This is a genomic window from Desulfonatronum parangueonense (genome assembly GCF_054656975.1).
Map to the genome: position 1 here is coordinate 2,013,141 of NZ_BAAHXH010000003.1, position 15,452 is coordinate 2,028,592.

The window sequence follows — 15,452 nt, forward strand, 5'->3', positions numbered from 1 at the left end:
AGACCCATGCTGGAAGCCGCCGGATTCACGAACGTTCAGGTGGAGATCAAGCCGCAAAGCAGGGAAATCATCGCCAGCTGGAAAATCGCGGATGCCGAGAATTACGCTGTCGCCGCGTACATTCTGGCAGTAAAGCCTTTTTGATCTTTACAGGCTTGCAGGAACATTTCACGCACAAGGAATAGTAAAAACATGCCCTATGTGAACATCAAGATCACCAGGGAGGGGGCCACTTCGGAACAGAAGGTCCGGCTGATCCAGGGCGTCACGCAACTGCTGGTGGACGTCCTGGGCAAGAATCCAAAAACAACCGTCGTGGTCATCGACGAGGTGGACACGGACAATTGGGGCATTGGCGGGGAGCAGGTCACCAGGCTGCGCGGGATTTCCCGCGGAGTTGCCGATGAGCGATAAGACCATCTCCTGGGAGGACTTCGAACAGGTGGCGATCCATGTGGGAACCGTGCTGGAAGTCAAACCTTCCCCCAAGGCCCGCAAGCCGGCATATGTCGTTGTGGTGGATTTCGGATCGGAGATCGGCATCAAGCAAACCAGCGCCAGGGTTACGGATCACTATACCCCGGATGAGCTGGTCGGACGGCAGGTAGTCGGTGTGGTCAACTTTCCGGTCAAACAGATCGGACCGGTTCGTTCCGAATTTCTGCTGACCGGTTTTTACCGCCCTGACGGAACAGTGATCCTGGCCGTGCCGGAGAAAGAAGTCCCGAACGGCGCAAAGCTGGGATGAGCCGGATACGAAAGGAGCATGAAGTCAGGCCGTCGGGCCGGCGATATGTGCCTCGTTGGAGCATGGTCGATATCATGCCCCAACCGGCGGATTCACCTGTCCGAAACGAATAACGAGCCTAAAGTTTATCGTTTCAATGCCGAGATAAAAGAACGCCAGGGAGCCGACATGGAAAAATTCTTCAACACCTCCGGGCCCATCAAGACCGAACACCACTACAATATCCCGCCTTTGCACCGCATGGACTGGGAGGAAATTCTCCACCTGATCCGCTCGGAGCGCTATTTCGTTCTCCACGCCCCGCGCCAGACCGGCAAGACGAGTACCCTTTTGGCCATCATGGCCGAGCTGAACGCCGAAGGCCGGTTTGCCTGCGCCTACGCCAACATAGAGGGGGCCCAGGCGGCCCGGGGGGACGAGACTAAAGGCATTCCGACGGTGTGCAGCGCCGTTGCCGGGTCCATCCGCCTGTATCTTGACCAGCCCGAGGTCTTTGCCTGGCTGAACACCACGGGCCGGGACCAGCCGGCCAACGATCTTCTCAAACAAATGCTGGAGCATTGGTCCCGTATCTCGACAAAGCCCGTTGTACTTCTTCTTGACGAGGTAGACGCCCTGGTGGGCGACACGCTCATCTCGCTCCTGCGGCAAATCCGGGCCGGGTACAATCAGCGGCCAGAAGCCTTTCCCCAAAGCGTGATCCTCTGCGGAGTGCGGGACGTGCGTGATTACCGCATGCATGGCACAGGAGAAGAGATCATCACCGGCGGCAGCGCCTTCAACATCAAAGCCGAATCCCTGCGCATGGGCAACTTTATTGAGGAAGAAGTCCGCGCCATGTGGCATCAACACACCGTGGCCACGGGTCAGACCTTTGCACCGGAAATCTTCGATGAACTCTGGCGGGACACCCAGGGCCAGCCCTGGCTGGTCAACGCCCTGGGACACGAGGCGACCTGGAAGGACAAGGCGGCCCGTGACCGGACCCGGCACATCACCCTGGAGGATTATCGGGCCGGACGGGAGCGGCTGATCCTGTCCCGGGCCACTCACCTGGACCAGTTGGCGGACAAGCTCAAGGAACCTCGAGTGCAAGCGGTGATTACCCCGTTCCTCCAGGGCCTGTCCGAAGTAGGGGTGCGGCCCGACGACGCGGACTACCTGGTGGACCTGGGCCTGTTGCGGCGGGAGATCAACGGCAAATTGGACATTTCCAACGCCATCTACCGGGAGGTTATTCCACGCGAGCTGTCCTGGGGCAGCCAGATGGTCATCGAGCAGGACCGGGTCTGGTATGTGGGGCCGGATCACCGACTGGACATGGACGGGCTCCTGACCGCTTTTCAGCGCTTCTTCCGAGAGAATTCGGAGGTCTGGCTGGAGCGTTTCGATTACAAGGAGGCCGGACCGCAACTCCTGCTGCAGGCCTTTCTGCAGCGCATCGTCAACGGCGGGGGACGGCTGAGCCGGGAGTACGGCCTGGGTCGCCGCCGGACGGACCTGTTCCTGGAATGGCCCCTGGACGAGGCCCAGGGCTTTTTCGGTCCGGTGCAGCGGGTGGTCATCGAGCTGAAGCTGGTCCATGCCCGGAGAAGCCTGGAAAGCACCCTGGCCGAAGGCCTGGAGCAGACAGCGGACTACGCCGACCGGGTCGGCGCGGAAGAAGCTCACCTAGTCGTTTTTCACCGGGACCCCGAGACAGGCTGGGAAGAACGGATTTGGAACCGGCGGGAGCAATTCGGGAAGTGGGATATTGTCGTATGGGGGTGTTGAGAGGTGGTGAGGCGATGCATCGTATCCAGCTGAGGTATCCATGTCCGCATCTGATCCACCATGATTCGCGTCTCCTTGCAAAATTCAGCCTTGACAGCGCGTAAGATTGCCCATGACATCGTACGCATACCGTTCTCTTTTCCCGTTCCAGAGCGACTTGCTTGACAAGAAGCTCTAATGATCCCCCGGTCACGCGCCGGACCGCCCCCCCTGCATATTTCCTTCCCCTCCTCTCTCCGTGCCAGGCTAAACCGTCACAACACCCGCAAGCTCCTTCCAGAAAAAGTGTCGAGGTCGGCATCGCAACATTGAGCAGCCCTCTTATGGACTCGGCAACGATACCCACACTGATTCCGAGAGAGAATACGGATTGGACTGGTATTTCTCCAAAGGCACCTCCCCTGAACCACTCTACGGATTCCCACTTCCGCTTACTTTGTTCGACGACCAAAAAGAACGTCGCAAAAAACACTACAAATACGCCGTTTCGCGTCGTATACGTACGAATGTTTTTGGTGCTATGGAGACCTGCCTTTGCCGGCATGACTGATTTTGAAACAACATGGCACATGGCGTAACTGCTCAAAAACTTGCGGCAATCAACGGGATAAATCCTGGGAGCGCCGCACCCCAGTGCGGCAACGGAGTAACGCATTCAGAACCAGATTCCGGCTGGAGCTTGGCCCCATGAACTGGATCACGAAACGCCCGCAGGTGGGAATCCTTGCACGTGAGATTTCGTCGCCCGACCTTTTTGAGCAGTGACGACATGGCAAGCTAAATGGTTATAAAGTCTCACCAGTTATCCAACCGAAAACAGCAAAAGGAGGTGGTTAATGAAGGACGTCAAGCTGGTCTTGTTTCCGAAGCTATGCATCCTTTCAGCCTGGATTTGGAATGCCGATCGAAGGACGACCTGGGGGGTGGACGACATGAAGAACAACTCTTGAAACGTGTCAAATCCGAACTCCAGAAAACTCAAGGAGATAATCGGTCAATAGGATTCTCCGGGAAGCGAGAAGGAGGGAAAATGGACCAAGAGCCAAGCACCATGGTTCGCCGCCTTGGGGACCGGTTGCGGTATTTGCGGACCCTGAAAAGCATGACCCAGGCTGAGCTGGCGCAAAAGCTCGATATCAGCCTGAGACAGTACAACCGCGTGGAGCGGGGCGAGTCGCTGCCGACCATCTCGTTGTTGGAGCGGATATGCACGGTCCTTGATTCGTCCATGGCTCCGCTGTTTTTAGTTTCCGATGAAGGCGACTTTCTCGAAAAACCGAAAAGCAACCATGCAACTTGTGGACATTCACTGACCGGAATGTGGGCCTTGAGGAGCATGTCCGGACCGCATCGCTGGTCCGCTTCCCTGTACCAGCTTCTTGGCTACAAACCTTTTTCGGTCAAACCAACCGTGAACCGCTTTTTGAAGCATGTCTCACCGGAACATCAATCCCTTTTCAAGGCTTTTATTGAGGATGCGAAGAAACCAGGAGAAACGCAGAATCAACTCCTTCGCATAGTCACCAAACCTTCGGAAGAACGCTTTGTGGACCTTTCCGTGGACCATTTTATTGGAGAAAATTGTGATTCGGAAGATTTTTACATTATTGTTCACGACATCACGGATAAAATTCTCCTCGAAATATCTTTCAAATACGATAAAAAGCAACTTGCAGAATATGTTCAGAAAGCAAATAGCGAACTTGAATCAACACTCAAACTATACAAAAATGAGATTTCTGAGCGAATTGAGACAGAAAAGTCTCTGAAAATATTCAAGTTAATGGTTGAATACTCCAATGACGCGCAATTATATGTTGAAAGGACTGGAATTATTTCCTTTGCAAACACTGCATATGAAAAATTATTGAACCTACCAAAGTTTAAAATAGTTGGAGAGGAATATAAAGCATTTATTTCCAGAATTCGAGGCAAATCATGTTATGACCTTGAAATTCAACCTTGCATGGATAAGGCATTTTTGCATGGGGAGAAGATGTGCCGTGAGGGATGGATTTCCGCTGAGTCCGGCCGCAGATTTCTCAGCAGGACTTATACTCCATGCAAGGAGGGAGAAAAAGTAGTAGGGGTGGCCATCACCATACATGAGATCACGCACTTGAGGATCGCACTCGACCAACTCGCGGAAAGCGAAGTCCGCTTTCGCTACCTCCTCTCCAACGTTCCCAACGTGGCCGTCCAAGGGTATCGCATGGACGGCACGACTTTTTACTGGAACCAGGCTTCTGAACAGATCTACGGCTACTCCGCCGAGGAAGTCGTGGACCGCAATCTCCTGGACTTGATTATTCTTCCGGAAATGCGTGAGGAGGTCGAAACGGCGATGCGCCGCATGGCCATAACCGGCGAGCCCATCCCCGCGTCCGAACTATGGCTGATGCGCAAGGACGGCTCCCCGGTCCCCGTGTACTCCAGCCACGCGATCGTCAAAAAAGAAGGTGGTCCTTCTGATCTGTTCTGTATTGACATCGACCTTACCGAAAGAATGTTGGCCGAGAAGGCGGTGCGCGATCAAAAAACATTTCTGAGAGCAATTCTCGATACGACATGGGATGGATTCTGCATAGTCGACCTGGGGGGTAATTTTGTCGACGTCAACGAGGCCTTCTGTCGCATGTCCGGCTACACCAGGGAAGAGTTGTTGAAGCTGCATATAACAGACCTGAATGTCGACGAGACGCCGTCCGAGATAGCGGCCAGAATAGAACGGATCATCGACAATGGTTTCGACCTGTTCGAAATCCAACATCGTAGAAGTGACGGCACAATCTACACCATCGAGGCTTCCTCGACGTGGTTGAACAGGAATGGAGGGCAAATCGTCTGCTTTTTGCGGGACATAACGGAACGTAAACAGGCTGAAGCCGCGTTGCGATTGCGGGAACAACTTCTTCAGATTGCGGCCTCCGCTAACTTACTTCTCTTGCAAGGCCGAGAGTTTGGGCCATGCATCACGGAAATTCTTGCCGAACTTGGGCATGCCACCAGCACCGATCGAGCTTACATATTCGAAAATCACCGGGAGCAATAAGATGGAGTCTTGCTGACCAGCCAAACTCACGAATGGGTCCGCTCCGGGATAACGCCGCAGATCGACAATCCGGACCTGCAACACGCCAAGTACGACGATTTTTTCCCGCGCTGGGCCAGGGAAATGGGTAAGGGAAACCCGGTCTTCGGCCATGTTCGAGACTTTCCGGAAGCAGAACGATCCATCCTGGAATCGCAGGAAATCCAAAGCCTCTTGGCGGTTCCTATCCAAGTCAATGGCGAGTTTCAGGGGTTTATCGGCTTTGACTCGGTGCGGTCGCAACGGGTCTGGACGGAGGCAGAGATAAACGTGCTGAGGATCATCGCCACGGCCATTGGCGCGGCCGTCTCCCGTAATGCCTTGGAAAGGGCGCTGAGGATCAAGGATCGGGCCATCGCCTCGTCCTTGGATGCCGTGGCCCTGGCCGACCTGAATGGATGCATCACCTACGTCAATCCGGCGTTTCTCAAGATATGGGGATTGGAGCGCGAGGAGGACGCCCTGGGGAGACATGCCACGGAGTTTTGGCACGACGTTGACCATGCGGCCCAAGTAATGCGCCGTGTGCTCGAGCATGGCAGCGCATCGGAACGAATGATCGCCAAAAGGGCGGATGCCACCCTGGTCACCGTCCAGCCTTCGACCAACATGGTCTACGACGAAACGGGTGCCCCAGTTTGCATGATGGCTTTCTTCAGGGATATGACCGAGCAGATGAACCATGAACGGGAGTTGGCCGAAGCCAAGGAAGTCGCGGAAGCGGCCAATCGGGCCAAAAGCGACTTTCTGGCCAAGATCAGCCACGAGGTCCGAACACCCTTGAATGGAATTATTGGTTTGACCAGCCTTCTCGTGGACACCTTGCTTGATGCGGAACAACGCGAATACGTCACCCATATTTCCGCGAGTTCGGCGAAAATGCTCAAATTGCTCAACTCGCTGCTCGACCTCTCCAAAATCAAGGCCGGAAAAATCGAACTCGAGATCGAGCCGTTCTGTCCACGCTGGACCGTGGAGAACGTAGTGAACCTGATGATCCCCCTGGCCCATCAAAAAAGCCTTGCCCTGAAATGGCATATTGCTGAGGGAGTGCCGAATGTTCTCCGTGGAGACATGGAGAGATTGCAGCAAATCCTGCTGAACCTTGTCGGCAACGCCGTCAAGTTCACGGACCAGGGCGCGGTGGAACTGGTTTGTGGCCTGGAGGCGGTTGACGGCCCAAGAGTTCTGCTGCGTTTCACGGTCAAGGATACGGGGATCGGCATTCCGGCGGACCAGATGGACGGGGTGTTCTCCCCGTATGTTCGCGGAAAAAACGTGAACACCCGATATTTCGGCACCGGGCTGGGGCTGGCCATTTGCAAGGAACTGGCGGAGTTGATGGGCGGCGAAATCCGGGTGCAAAGCGCCGAAGGCGATGGTTCGACGTTCTGGTTCACGGCGTGGTTCAAGAAGGATTTGGATCAAATGGTGGACTCGGCATTTGATACGAAGGCTTGATTGACCAACATATCACGCGTAACTCTCCTATTCTGAAGGAGAAAAAAGCATTATTTTCATTTTGCATGAAGGAGAATGCAGCCCAACGCTGACCATGCCGCCGCAATCACGGCCTTACCCTGGAGACCGCCGTACTGCTTGAGTTGGAAAGACGACGCTGCGCCGCAACCTATGTCCGCACCCCCGAAGCCCATGATGTGGACTTCCTGGCTTGCGCCCCCCTGGGCAACAAAACCCTCATCGAGATCTGCCTCGATGCCGCCGACCCGGCAACCGCCCAGCAAGATTCAGGGCCTTGGCCTAAACACGGCCGCCCCAAGGAGCCCGAAAACTTTTGCCGACACTGAGCAAGGACGGCTCACCTGCGCACATTCAGAGGATGTGACGGTATGCCCAGCCTACGAATGGATGCTCGCCGAGCCCGGGGAGTAAAGATATGGAGACAGGGTTCGCTCCAAATTTCTGCTGATCGGGTTTTACCGTCCGGACGGAACAGTGATCCTAGCCGTGCAGGAGAGAAGTCCCGAACGGCGCAAAGCTTGGATGGGTCGGAGACAGTGGGAACAAAGGGTCAGGAAGCCGTGCCAACGGACAAAATTTCCTTGACCCTCCCAACCTCCCCGCTTTCCAGGCGTACCTTGATGCCGCGAGAGTGCTTCGGGGACTTGGTCAGGATGTCCTTCACCCGCCCCCGGGTCAGCGCCCCGGTGCGCTGATCCTTTTTCAGGACCACGGCCACTTCTGATCCTCGTGTGATATCGGCACGAACAGTTCCATCCATTATCAATGCCTCCTTGCAGCCCGTCGGCCAACATCCGACGCAACCTTTCAGCACAAGCAGCGTAGTCATTCACCTGCGCTGGATTCCGGCTTTCGCCGGAATGACCTGATGAGTAATCTTAACGATGGGAGCCCCCGAAACGTTCCAGTTCTTCTCTCAGCCGGTCCCGCTCTTCCTTTAACGACACATATTCCTTTCTGGAAATCTCGACACGCGGTTCCAGATTCGCCGTGTTGCCGCCAAGCTGATAAACGGCGACTCTTCCCACAGCGTGGACCTCGATCTCCCCGACCGCAAACCAGTCCAGGGTCGGTGTCACCCCGACAAGATAAGCGCTTGCCAGCACTTCACCGGGTACGCCGTATTTAGAGATGCCGGCACAGCGATCCACGATAATCCCTTGAGGATCAGGAGCCTCGTGTCCTTCGAAATGCAACTCGTACACCGGGCCGAAATCCGCGGCGATCTTCATCGGCATTTGGACCCCGGTGGCGGAGTACAGTGCCGCCCCGATTTCAGGGGCATGCGTGAGGAAATTGACCGCATGCTCCACATTTTCGAATGTGGCCATCACCTCGTCACCGATGAACTTGACCACATTGCCGTGACTGCCCTGGACGGCCGCGGAAACAAGCTTGCTGAACTGGCGAAAGAGCAGAATCCATTTCTCCGGGCTCCCCTTGTGCTCGATCTTGAAAGATGTCGATCCAGCAAGATCGATAAAGACAACGACGCGATTGACAAAGCCCGACCTGATGCCGTCCACGACGGTATTCTCTTCGGCAAACAGGTCATGCGCCTTTCTTTTCAAATTCTCCAGCCATTGGGAGTCGATGGTCTGCCTGGACATGGGTCACCATGAAGCCGCTGTTGCTGTTCGTTACCGATCTGAGGTCCGGCTGAAAGATCAGTCGTTAGGTGGGGTATTTGCGGCTGGTTGAAAAATGATTCTTGGCCAACTTCGTGAGGAAATCAATGTGATTCCTCACGTGATATTTCCCCAGGTGATCCCGCTGCCCCGTTTTATCCTCTTGCCACTCCGTCAAATTCTGCTACATGTTTGCGACATGAGGAACCGTCTCCGGGAATCCGGAAACCTTGAGAACACGACGAGGGCCTGTAGCGCGACTGAGCCGCATCATCGTTTTTGCCCAGCACTGTCTGAACATAATGCAACTATCGATTGTTGATTACAAAAGCAGGTTTGAGAATGGATAGCGGAAAGTTTTCCGAAGATGCCGACAAGGTGATCAAGGCGCTGATGGATATCAGCAGCGCGATCAATTCCGATCTGTACCTTGAAGACATCTTGCGGCTCATTGTCATGGTTACCGCAAAGGTGACGGGTGTCGAGATATGTTCCTTATGGCTGGTTGAAGACACCGACAAGGGCAAAAAGCTGCGCCTGAAGGCCACCCAGACTATAGAACCAGCCTATCTTCTGGACCGGGAACTGAACATCAATGAAGGGGCTGTCGGTCATGTCGCCGCGCAAAAAAAGCCCCTGATCGTATACGATGTCCTTTCGGAACCGCTGTTCAAGGAAAAGGAAATGGCCGGCAAGCTCGGCCTGAAATCCATGGTCAGCGTTCCACTGCTGCTCAAGGACCATCAGGTGGTGGGCGTTTTGAACTGTTTTACATCCGTCCATCATGTCTTTTCTGATATGGAAGTGAACCTGATCACCACTGTGGCAAACCAGGCGGCCGTGGCCATCTACAACTCGGAACTGCTCATCAAGACGAAGGTCATCCAGGAGGAACTGGAAACACGGAAACTGGTGGACAGAGCCAAGGAAGTTCTGATGCGACGCAGTGAAATGAACGCGGAGGAAGCCTATCGCTGGTTGCGCAAGAAAAGCATGGACTCCCGGAAAACCATGCGCAGAATAGCCGAGGCGGTATTGCTTTCAGAAGAAATCTATTGAGCTCATCCAGAACCAATCCAACCTCTTCCATACATGGACAGCTCTTGCGACGGAAGGAACTGGTTCAGCTTGCCCGGGATGCTGTCTCGCAGCCTTTTTGAACCAGGATTTGATCAGGCCATTGCGTACTTCTGAAGCACCAATTGCTGTTTATTCACACGACGAACAAAATTGCCCTGTAACAAACACAGCTCCGCTTGACATAATCCCACAAGCACCATTAGATTCTGCCCCTTTCTGTTTTGCACAAAGGCGTGCAGAACAAGTAACATCTCATGTGCCGTACAAGACAAAGGCGTCTTATACCCACTATTATTGAACCGGGAAGAGACGTCTTTTTTTATTTTCAACATCAGGCTTTCTTGGCCGCGTCTATTCCCGAAATTGCTTCATCCCAGGGAGATCCAGATCATGAGTGAATTGCGTTTTTCAAAATCCAATGATGTTCTTGGCACGACAAACCGCGGCAATCCGGCGGAATCAAGCCTCTGTACCCTTTGCCGCGCCGATTGCCAGGGCAAATGCGAAACCTTCATGTCCAGCCTGGTCGGCCGTTCGCTTCTCTATCCTCGAAGCTTCGGACTGGTTACCGCCGGCGCCAACAATACCACCCATGTCGGGGTTTCCTACAATTCCCTGCGCATCCAGGGCCATGCCTACGGCGCCCACGGACTGGCTCCCGGCCTGTCCACGGATCCCGACGACTGCACTTTCCCCAACGTCAGCCTGGAGACAAGCTTCGGCCGGGAGATAAAGACCAAAGCCAGGATGCCGATCATGACCGGCGCCCTCGGGTCTACAATAATCGCCCAGAAGTACTGGAATTCCTTTGCCATCGGCGCGGCTCTCGTCGGCGTTCCCGTTGTCATCGGCGAGAACGTGGTCGGCGTGGACAGACAATCCGTCATCTCCAATGGAAAGGTCACCAAGGCGCCGGAACTGGAACGTCGCGTCGAAAGTTATACCAGGTACAACGGCGACTATGGGGCGATCATCATCCAGGTCAATGTGGAAGACACCCGCAATGGCGTCCTCGAGTATATTGCCGAGAAATACGGCAACAATTGTATCGTTGAGCTCAAATGGGGCCAGGGAGCCAAAGACATCGGCGGCGAAATCCAGGTTTACAGCATCGAATACGCAAAGTTCCTGAAAAACCGCGGATACATCGTTGATCCGGATCCGGAACTCGATTGGGTCCAGGCGGCATTCGAGAAGGGAGCGATCACCTCCTTTGCCAGACACAGCCGTTTGGGGGCCACGAACCTGAGCAAGGTCGACCAGGTTCGCGAAGACTTCATGAAAAGCGTCGAATACCTCCGCGGTCTCGGTCTGCAACGCATTTCCCTGAAGACCGGAGCCTACGGCATGGAAGAACTGGCCATGGCCGTCAAGTTCGCCACCGATGCCAAACTCGACCTTCTGACCATCGACGGCGCCGGAGGCGGCACCGGCATGAGCCCCTGGAACATGATGCAGAGCTGGGGCGTCCCCTCCATCAATCTGCATGCCAAAGCCTACGAATACGCCTCCATTCTGGCGGCCCGCGGCCAGCAGGTGGTGGACATGTCCTTTGCCGGCGGCTTTGCCCTGGAAGATCACATCTTCAAGGCGCTTGCCCTGGGCGCGCCCTTCACCAAGCTGGTCTGCATGGGCAGGGCGATCATGATCCCCGGCTTTCTCGGAACCAACATCGAGGGCGCGCTCCATCCGGATCGGCGTGAAGAAATCTACGGTAACTGGGAGCAGCTTCCGAAAACGGTGAAGGATCTCGGCAGCAGCCCGGAAGAGATCTTCGCCGGCTACTATGACGTGGAAGAGCGGGTCGGAAAGGACGAGATGAAGAATATTCCCTACGGCGCCATTGCCTTCTGGACCATGGCGGACAAGCTTGCCTGCGGCATGCAGCAGATGATGGCCGGGGTGCGCAAGTTTTCCATGAACCAGATCTCCAGATCAGATCTGTTCTCCGGCAACAGGGAAACCGCCCAGGAAACCGGCATCCCGCACGTTGCGGACTTCAACGACGAGACCGCAAAAAAAATCCTCGCTTCCTAGCTGAATAATCCGCCAAGATTCTGTTTTAGCAGAAAAAAAGAGCCCGGAGAGATCAAGCAGATCCTTCCGGGCTTTCCTTTTCAATGCCCAAATGCCGTCACGTCGAAGGCGCTCTCCGGCTTTAGTTCGGCCCCTATCGCGTTTCTTTCAGGCTGGGATCCGTCTTGGCCCGTGCCCACCAGGTCAGCAGTCCCAAGGTGAAGAAAGCGCCCGGGGGCATGATCATGATGGTCCAGGATTGCCACCACAGGTCCCTGGCAGGAAGGGCATATCCCAGGACAGTGCCGAAGCCCAGGGGTTCGCGAATCAAGGCGATGGCGATGAGCACCAGGGAATACCCAAGTCCTGTTGCCAGGCCGTCCAGCAGGGATGGAAATGGTCGATTCTGGCTGGCAAAGGCTTCAGCCCGCCCCATGATGATGCAGTTGGTAATGATCAGGCCCACATAGGGTCCGATAAAGCGATGAATATCCGGAGCAACAGCACGGATAACAATGTCCACCATCATCACGTAACTTGCAATGATCAACACCTGAACCATCATCCGGATGCGCTTGGGGATGAAACTGCGTAAAACCGAAACGGTCAGATTGGACATGGCCGTCGTGAAGATGACGCCGGCGCACATCAGCAGGGTGTTGGTCAGCAGATTGGTGACCGCCAAGGCCGAACAAATGCCCAGAACCTGCCGGTAGACTGGGTTTTCCGCCCAGATTCCTTTTTCAAAGATGCTTTTGGATGTATCGGCCATGGCTTACATCCCGAGATTCGAGGTCTGAGTATTTGCCTGATAGGCAAAACGGAAATCATGCAGTTCGTTGTTCAACATCTCGATCAAGGCCCGTGATGTTCCCGTGGCACCGGTAATTCCGTCCACACGACCCTCGGCATCCGGATCCATCCCCGTTCCAAGAACCACCCGGCGATCCGGCGGTCGCTCCCAATTGATGCTCAACCCTTGGAACTGTGCCAGGAAACTCTCTTCCTCGATCCGTCCCCCCAGGCCGGGGGTCTCGGCCTGTTCCATGATCCGCAGATTGAGAACATTATCCAAATCCGGATCAAGAACGATGATGCCTCGAATGATGTCCCAGACGCCGCGCCCCTGAAAAATGAACCCGATATCACGAGATTCGCCGTCCCGTTCAGTAATCCGCTCAAAAACAGCCCAGGTGCGCTCGGGCGTTTGCAGCGAGAACTCGCGCACATGTTCCTGAACAGCCTGGGCAAAGGCCTCGGCGTCGCGTCCCGGCACGTCCAGATTGAAGGCCTGGGCGATGGTTCTGTTGCGATGGAGTTGTTCGTTGCGGGCCAGCATGTCCTTGGTACCGTGATGGACCAGGGAAACCCCGGTGCCGAAAAACAAGGTGATAACCAGCATGAAGCCCAGTACATAGGGGATGGAGTCATTCTTCATTTGCGTTCCCCTATGCCGGCGGCATTGGTCTGGACCGGCCGTGGCGACGTCGTGGCGGACAGACGCTTGATCCAGAGATCCAGGGAAGGAGCAATCATGTTGCCCAGGAGAATGGCAAAGGCCACGGCGCCGAAAAAGATACCGTAGGTCCGCAAAAAGACGATCATCATGCCGATGAATAGTCCGTAAATCCATTGCGACTTCGGCAACTTGGGAGCACTGACCGGTTCCGTGACCATGAACACGGCTCCGTATAGGAGGCCTCCCGACAACAAGGTGAACTCCAGCGGAGGGACGGCGTCAACGCCCAGGCCGTAGCGCAAGGCGACGCACAAAAAGCCTGCTCCCAGAATGGGGGGGATCATCAAGCGCCACTGTGCCGTCTTGGTGTAGAGCAGGTAGACGGCTCCCAACAGAATCGCCGCTGCGCTGACCTCGCCCATGGAACCGGCGCCCAGAAGCAGGGTTTGTTCTCCGGCCTCAAATACACCGCCGATATTTCCGAAAAAAAGATCCTCGACAGCAGTTTCATGACCATGGGTCTTGCTGGCAACCATGGGGGTCGCCGAAGTAAAGACATCCACAGCTCCATGGCCGGCGCGCAACAGATAGTCCGGAATTTCCCCGGCCTTGGCCATGCTCCAATGAACGAAGCCGCCGGGAAAATCACGAAATGCCGGCACAAACTGGTTGGTCATCTCCAGAGGAAAACTTACCCAGACAAATGCCCGGCCCACGATGGCCGGATTGAAGACATTCTTGCCGAACCCGCCGAACAGCTCCTTGCCAAACAAGATGCCCACAACAATGCCCACGGCGGTGATCCAGAACGGGATACTCGGGGGCAAGGCCAAGGCGTAGAGGGCTCCGGTCACAAAACAGGCCTGGGTCACCTTCGCGCCTCGCCGCGAGGCCATAAACCATTCCGTCAAGAAGGCAAAAAACATGGAAACCGCGAGAACAGCCAGAACGCGCAGACCAAAATAATAAGTAGCCACAACAACGACGGGCAGGAGTGCGTACAGCACCCGAAGCATGATTTTTTGCTTGACGAACTCAGGCTTTTTCATTGGGGATCTTGGTTTCAATCATGCTTTTCAAATAAAGGAAGGCACCATTATCTTCAGGTTTTGGAGATGAGAGTGATTCGTGGATTTCAGTAGAGCTGGGAAAAGCTATCAAAACAGCATCCCTTCAGCAACTTTTCATCGAAGACAGAAAAGCATCGGGACCGTTGGTTTTTCAGCCGCGTATTCCGGCGGACCAGGGTAAATCAAAACCCCACGTAACTATTCAGCTCAAAAAAATTGTATCTATTCAGCAAAATCCGCGAAAAAGATCTGGATACCGGCTTTCGCCGGTATGACTGTATAGATGCAGCTTGCCACGATAAGTCATTCCGGCGAAAGCCGGAATCCAGTGCAGGTGAATGACCACCCTCCGGATAAACTGAATAGTTACAACCCCACTGGAAACAAAATTGTGAAAAGCACAGCAAAGACAAGCGCCGGGAGCATGTTGGTGACGTTGATGTTTTTCAAGTCCAGGAGATTGATGCCGATGCCCATGATCAGCAGGCCGCCGGTGGAGGTCAGCTGATTGATGATCGGATCGGTGAACACGCCTTGAGCCTGCCCGGCGAGGAGAGTGATGGAGCCCTGGTAGAGAAGAATGGAAAGAAAGGAGAAAAGGACCCCGATCCCGTAGGTGGAAGCCAGGGGGATGCAGATGAATCCGTCAAGAATGGATTTGGTCAGCAGGATGGTGCGGTCACCGCGGATGCCTTCGTCGATGGAGCCGAGGATGGCCATGGAACCGATGCAAAACAGCAGCGAGGCCGTGACGAAACCATCGGTGAAACGGGCGTCTTTGGAACCGAGACGCGTCTTGAGCATGTTTCCGACGCTGGTCAGTCGTTCGTCCAGGCGCAGGAGCTGGCCGCATAATGCGCCGCAGAGCATGGCAAAGACAAGGATCAGGACATTGTCGAAGCTCAGGGCCATGTGCAGGCCGATGACCAGAACGCACAATCCGATGGAGTGGTAGACGAGGGTTCGGTAGCGGTCCGAAAAGCGTCCACCAAGCAGCAATCCGAGCAGGCTGCCGAGAATGATGGCCGCGGCATTGATAAATGTTCCAATGGGCATGGCGCGGTGTGTAGCGCCAAGACGGGAGGAATGCAATCACCCCTCCCGT

At 55.0% G+C, this 15,452-nt stretch carries 15 protein-coding genes; 8 read left to right on the forward strand and 7 right to left on the reverse strand.

Features of this window, described 5'->3' with window-relative positions:
- Positions 1 to 6: 6 nt before the first annotated feature.
- The 6 genes from ACYQ15_RS09240 to ACYQ15_RS09265 all read left to right on the forward strand — a co-directional run bounded on the left by ACYQ15_RS09240 (position 7) and on the right by ACYQ15_RS09265 (position 7,073).
- Positions 7 to 144 carry a hypothetical protein gene (locus ACYQ15_RS09240; RefSeq protein WP_459937225.1) on the forward strand — a complete coding sequence of 46 codons (138 nt, stop codon included), beginning with the start codon at positions 7 to 9 and terminating at the stop codon, positions 142 to 144.
- A gap of 48 nt (positions 145 to 192) precedes the next feature.
- Positions 193 to 414, forward strand: coding sequence for a 2-hydroxymuconate tautomerase family protein (locus ACYQ15_RS09245; RefSeq protein WP_459937226.1), 222 nt, complete (start codon positions 193 to 195; stop codon positions 412 to 414).
- Positions 404 to 748: a tRNA-binding protein gene (locus ACYQ15_RS09250; RefSeq protein ID WP_459937227.1), complete on the forward strand. Its 345-nt coding sequence runs from the start codon at positions 404 to 406 to the stop codon at positions 746 to 748. The genes ACYQ15_RS09245 and ACYQ15_RS09250 overlap by 11 nt, the downstream gene beginning before the upstream one ends.
- A 168-nt stretch (positions 749 to 916) precedes the next feature.
- The gene (locus ACYQ15_RS09255; RefSeq protein ID WP_459937228.1) at positions 917 to 2,521 is read left to right on the forward strand and encodes an AAA family ATPase; all 1,605 of its coding nucleotides are present in this window, start codon (positions 917 to 919) and stop codon (positions 2,519 to 2,521) included.
- 1,051 nt (positions 2,522 to 3,572) lie between these two features.
- Positions 3,573 to 5,573: a PAS domain S-box protein gene (locus ACYQ15_RS09260; protein WP_459939564.1), complete on the forward strand. Its 2,001-nt coding sequence runs from the start codon at positions 3,573 to 3,575 to the stop codon at positions 5,571 to 5,573.
- Positions 5,574 to 5,582: 9 nt separating this feature from the next.
- Positions 5,583 to 7,073, forward strand: coding sequence for a sensor histidine kinase (locus ACYQ15_RS09265; RefSeq protein ID WP_459937229.1), 1,491 nt, complete (start codon positions 5,583 to 5,585; stop codon positions 7,071 to 7,073).
- Positions 7,074 to 7,129: 56 nt separating this feature from the next.
- Here ACYQ15_RS09265 and ACYQ15_RS09270 read toward each other — a convergent pair whose 3' ends face one another.
- The 3 genes from ACYQ15_RS09270 to ACYQ15_RS09280 all read right to left on the reverse strand — a co-directional run bounded on the left by ACYQ15_RS09270 (position 7,130) and on the right by ACYQ15_RS09280 (position 8,704).
- Positions 7,130 to 7,357, reverse strand: coding sequence for a hypothetical protein (locus ACYQ15_RS09270; RefSeq protein WP_459937230.1), 228 nt, complete (start codon positions 7,355 to 7,357; stop codon positions 7,130 to 7,132).
- Between the two features lie 287 nt (positions 7,358 to 7,644).
- Entirely contained in the window at positions 7,645 to 7,854 is a 210-nt protein-coding gene (locus ACYQ15_RS09275; RefSeq protein WP_459937231.1) for a YwbE family protein, read from the reverse strand.
- Between the two features lie 118 nt (positions 7,855 to 7,972).
- Positions 7,973 to 8,704 carry a hypothetical protein gene (locus tag ACYQ15_RS09280; protein ID WP_459937232.1) on the reverse strand — a complete coding sequence of 244 codons (732 nt, stop codon included), beginning with the start codon at positions 8,702 to 8,704 and terminating at the stop codon, positions 7,973 to 7,975.
- A 360-nt stretch (positions 8,705 to 9,064) separates the two neighbouring features.
- Between ACYQ15_RS09280 and ACYQ15_RS09285 the strand changes: the two genes are divergently transcribed.
- Both ACYQ15_RS09285 and ACYQ15_RS09290 read left to right on the forward strand, forming a co-directional pair.
- Complete coding sequence (locus tag ACYQ15_RS09285; RefSeq protein ID WP_459937233.1) at positions 9,065 to 9,781, forward strand: GAF domain-containing protein; 717 nt, start codon at positions 9,065 to 9,067, stop codon at positions 9,779 to 9,781.
- Between the two features lie 411 nt (positions 9,782 to 10,192).
- On the forward strand, positions 10,193 to 11,839 hold the full coding sequence (locus ACYQ15_RS09290; protein ID WP_459937234.1) for a glutamate synthase-related protein: 1,647 nt from the start codon (positions 10,193 to 10,195) through the stop codon (positions 11,837 to 11,839).
- Between the two features lie 133 nt (positions 11,840 to 11,972).
- Here the strand turns inward: ACYQ15_RS09290 and rsxE are convergent, their stop codons facing one another.
- The 4 genes from rsxE to ACYQ15_RS09310 all read right to left on the reverse strand — a co-directional run bounded on the left by rsxE (position 11,973) and on the right by ACYQ15_RS09310 (position 15,439).
- Positions 11,973 to 12,590: an electron transport complex subunit RsxE gene (gene rsxE / locus ACYQ15_RS09295; protein ID WP_459937235.1), complete on the reverse strand. Its 618-nt coding sequence runs from the start codon at positions 12,588 to 12,590 to the stop codon at positions 11,973 to 11,975.
- 3 nt (positions 12,591 to 12,593) lie between these two features.
- Positions 12,594 to 13,256, reverse strand: coding sequence for an FMN-binding protein (locus ACYQ15_RS09300; protein WP_459937236.1), 663 nt, complete (start codon positions 13,254 to 13,256; stop codon positions 12,594 to 12,596).
- Positions 13,253 to 14,326: an RnfABCDGE type electron transport complex subunit D gene (locus ACYQ15_RS09305; protein ID WP_459937237.1), complete on the reverse strand. Its 1,074-nt coding sequence runs from the start codon at positions 14,324 to 14,326 to the stop codon at positions 13,253 to 13,255. Before ACYQ15_RS09305 ends, ACYQ15_RS09300 begins: the two co-directional genes overlap by 4 nt.
- 387 nt (positions 14,327 to 14,713) lie before the next feature.
- Positions 14,714 to 15,439 (reverse strand): DUF554 domain-containing protein, encoded by a 726-nt coding sequence (locus tag ACYQ15_RS09310; RefSeq protein WP_459937238.1) that lies wholly within the window; start codon positions 15,437 to 15,439, stop codon positions 14,714 to 14,716.
- Between the last annotated feature and the right edge of the window lie 13 nt (positions 15,440 to 15,452).

Excerpts from the sequence above, each read along its gene's own strand:
- ACYQ15_RS09240 (WP_459937225.1), top strand. The coding sequence starts at position 7 with ATGCTGGAAGCCGCCGGATTCACGAACGTTCAGGTGGAGATCAAGCCG.
- ACYQ15_RS09245 (WP_459937226.1), top strand. The coding sequence starts at position 193 with ATGCCCTATGTGAACATCAAGATCACCAGGGAGGGGGCCACTTCGGAA.
- ACYQ15_RS09250 (WP_459937227.1), top strand. The coding sequence starts at position 404 with ATGAGCGATAAGACCATCTCCTGGGAGGACTTCGAACAGGTGGCGATC.
- ACYQ15_RS09255 (WP_459937228.1), top strand. The coding sequence starts at position 917 with ATGGAAAAATTCTTCAACACCTCCGGGCCCATCAAGACCGAACACCAC.
- ACYQ15_RS09260 (WP_459939564.1), top strand. The coding sequence starts at position 3,573 with ATGGTTCGCCGCCTTGGGGACCGGTTGCGGTATTTGCGGACCCTGAAA.
- ACYQ15_RS09275 (WP_459937231.1), bottom strand. The coding sequence starts at position 7,854 with ATGGATGGAACTGTTCGTGCCGATATCACACGAGGATCAGAAGTGGCC.
- ACYQ15_RS09280 (WP_459937232.1), bottom strand. The coding sequence starts at position 8,704 with ATGTCCAGGCAGACCATCGACTCCCAATGGCTGGAGAATTTGAAAAGA.
- ACYQ15_RS09285 (WP_459937233.1), top strand. The coding sequence starts at position 9,065 with ATGGATAGCGGAAAGTTTTCCGAAGATGCCGACAAGGTGATCAAGGCG.
- ACYQ15_RS09290 (WP_459937234.1), top strand. The coding sequence starts at position 10,193 with ATGAGTGAATTGCGTTTTTCAAAATCCAATGATGTTCTTGGCACGACA.
- rsxE (WP_459937235.1), bottom strand. The coding sequence starts at position 12,590 with ATGGCCGATACATCCAAAAGCATCTTTGAAAAAGGAATCTGGGCGGAA.
- ACYQ15_RS09300 (WP_459937236.1), bottom strand. The coding sequence starts at position 13,256 with ATGAAGAATGACTCCATCCCCTATGTACTGGGCTTCATGCTGGTTATC.
- ACYQ15_RS09305 (WP_459937237.1), bottom strand. The coding sequence starts at position 14,326 with ATGAAAAAGCCTGAGTTCGTCAAGCAAAAAATCATGCTTCGGGTGCTG.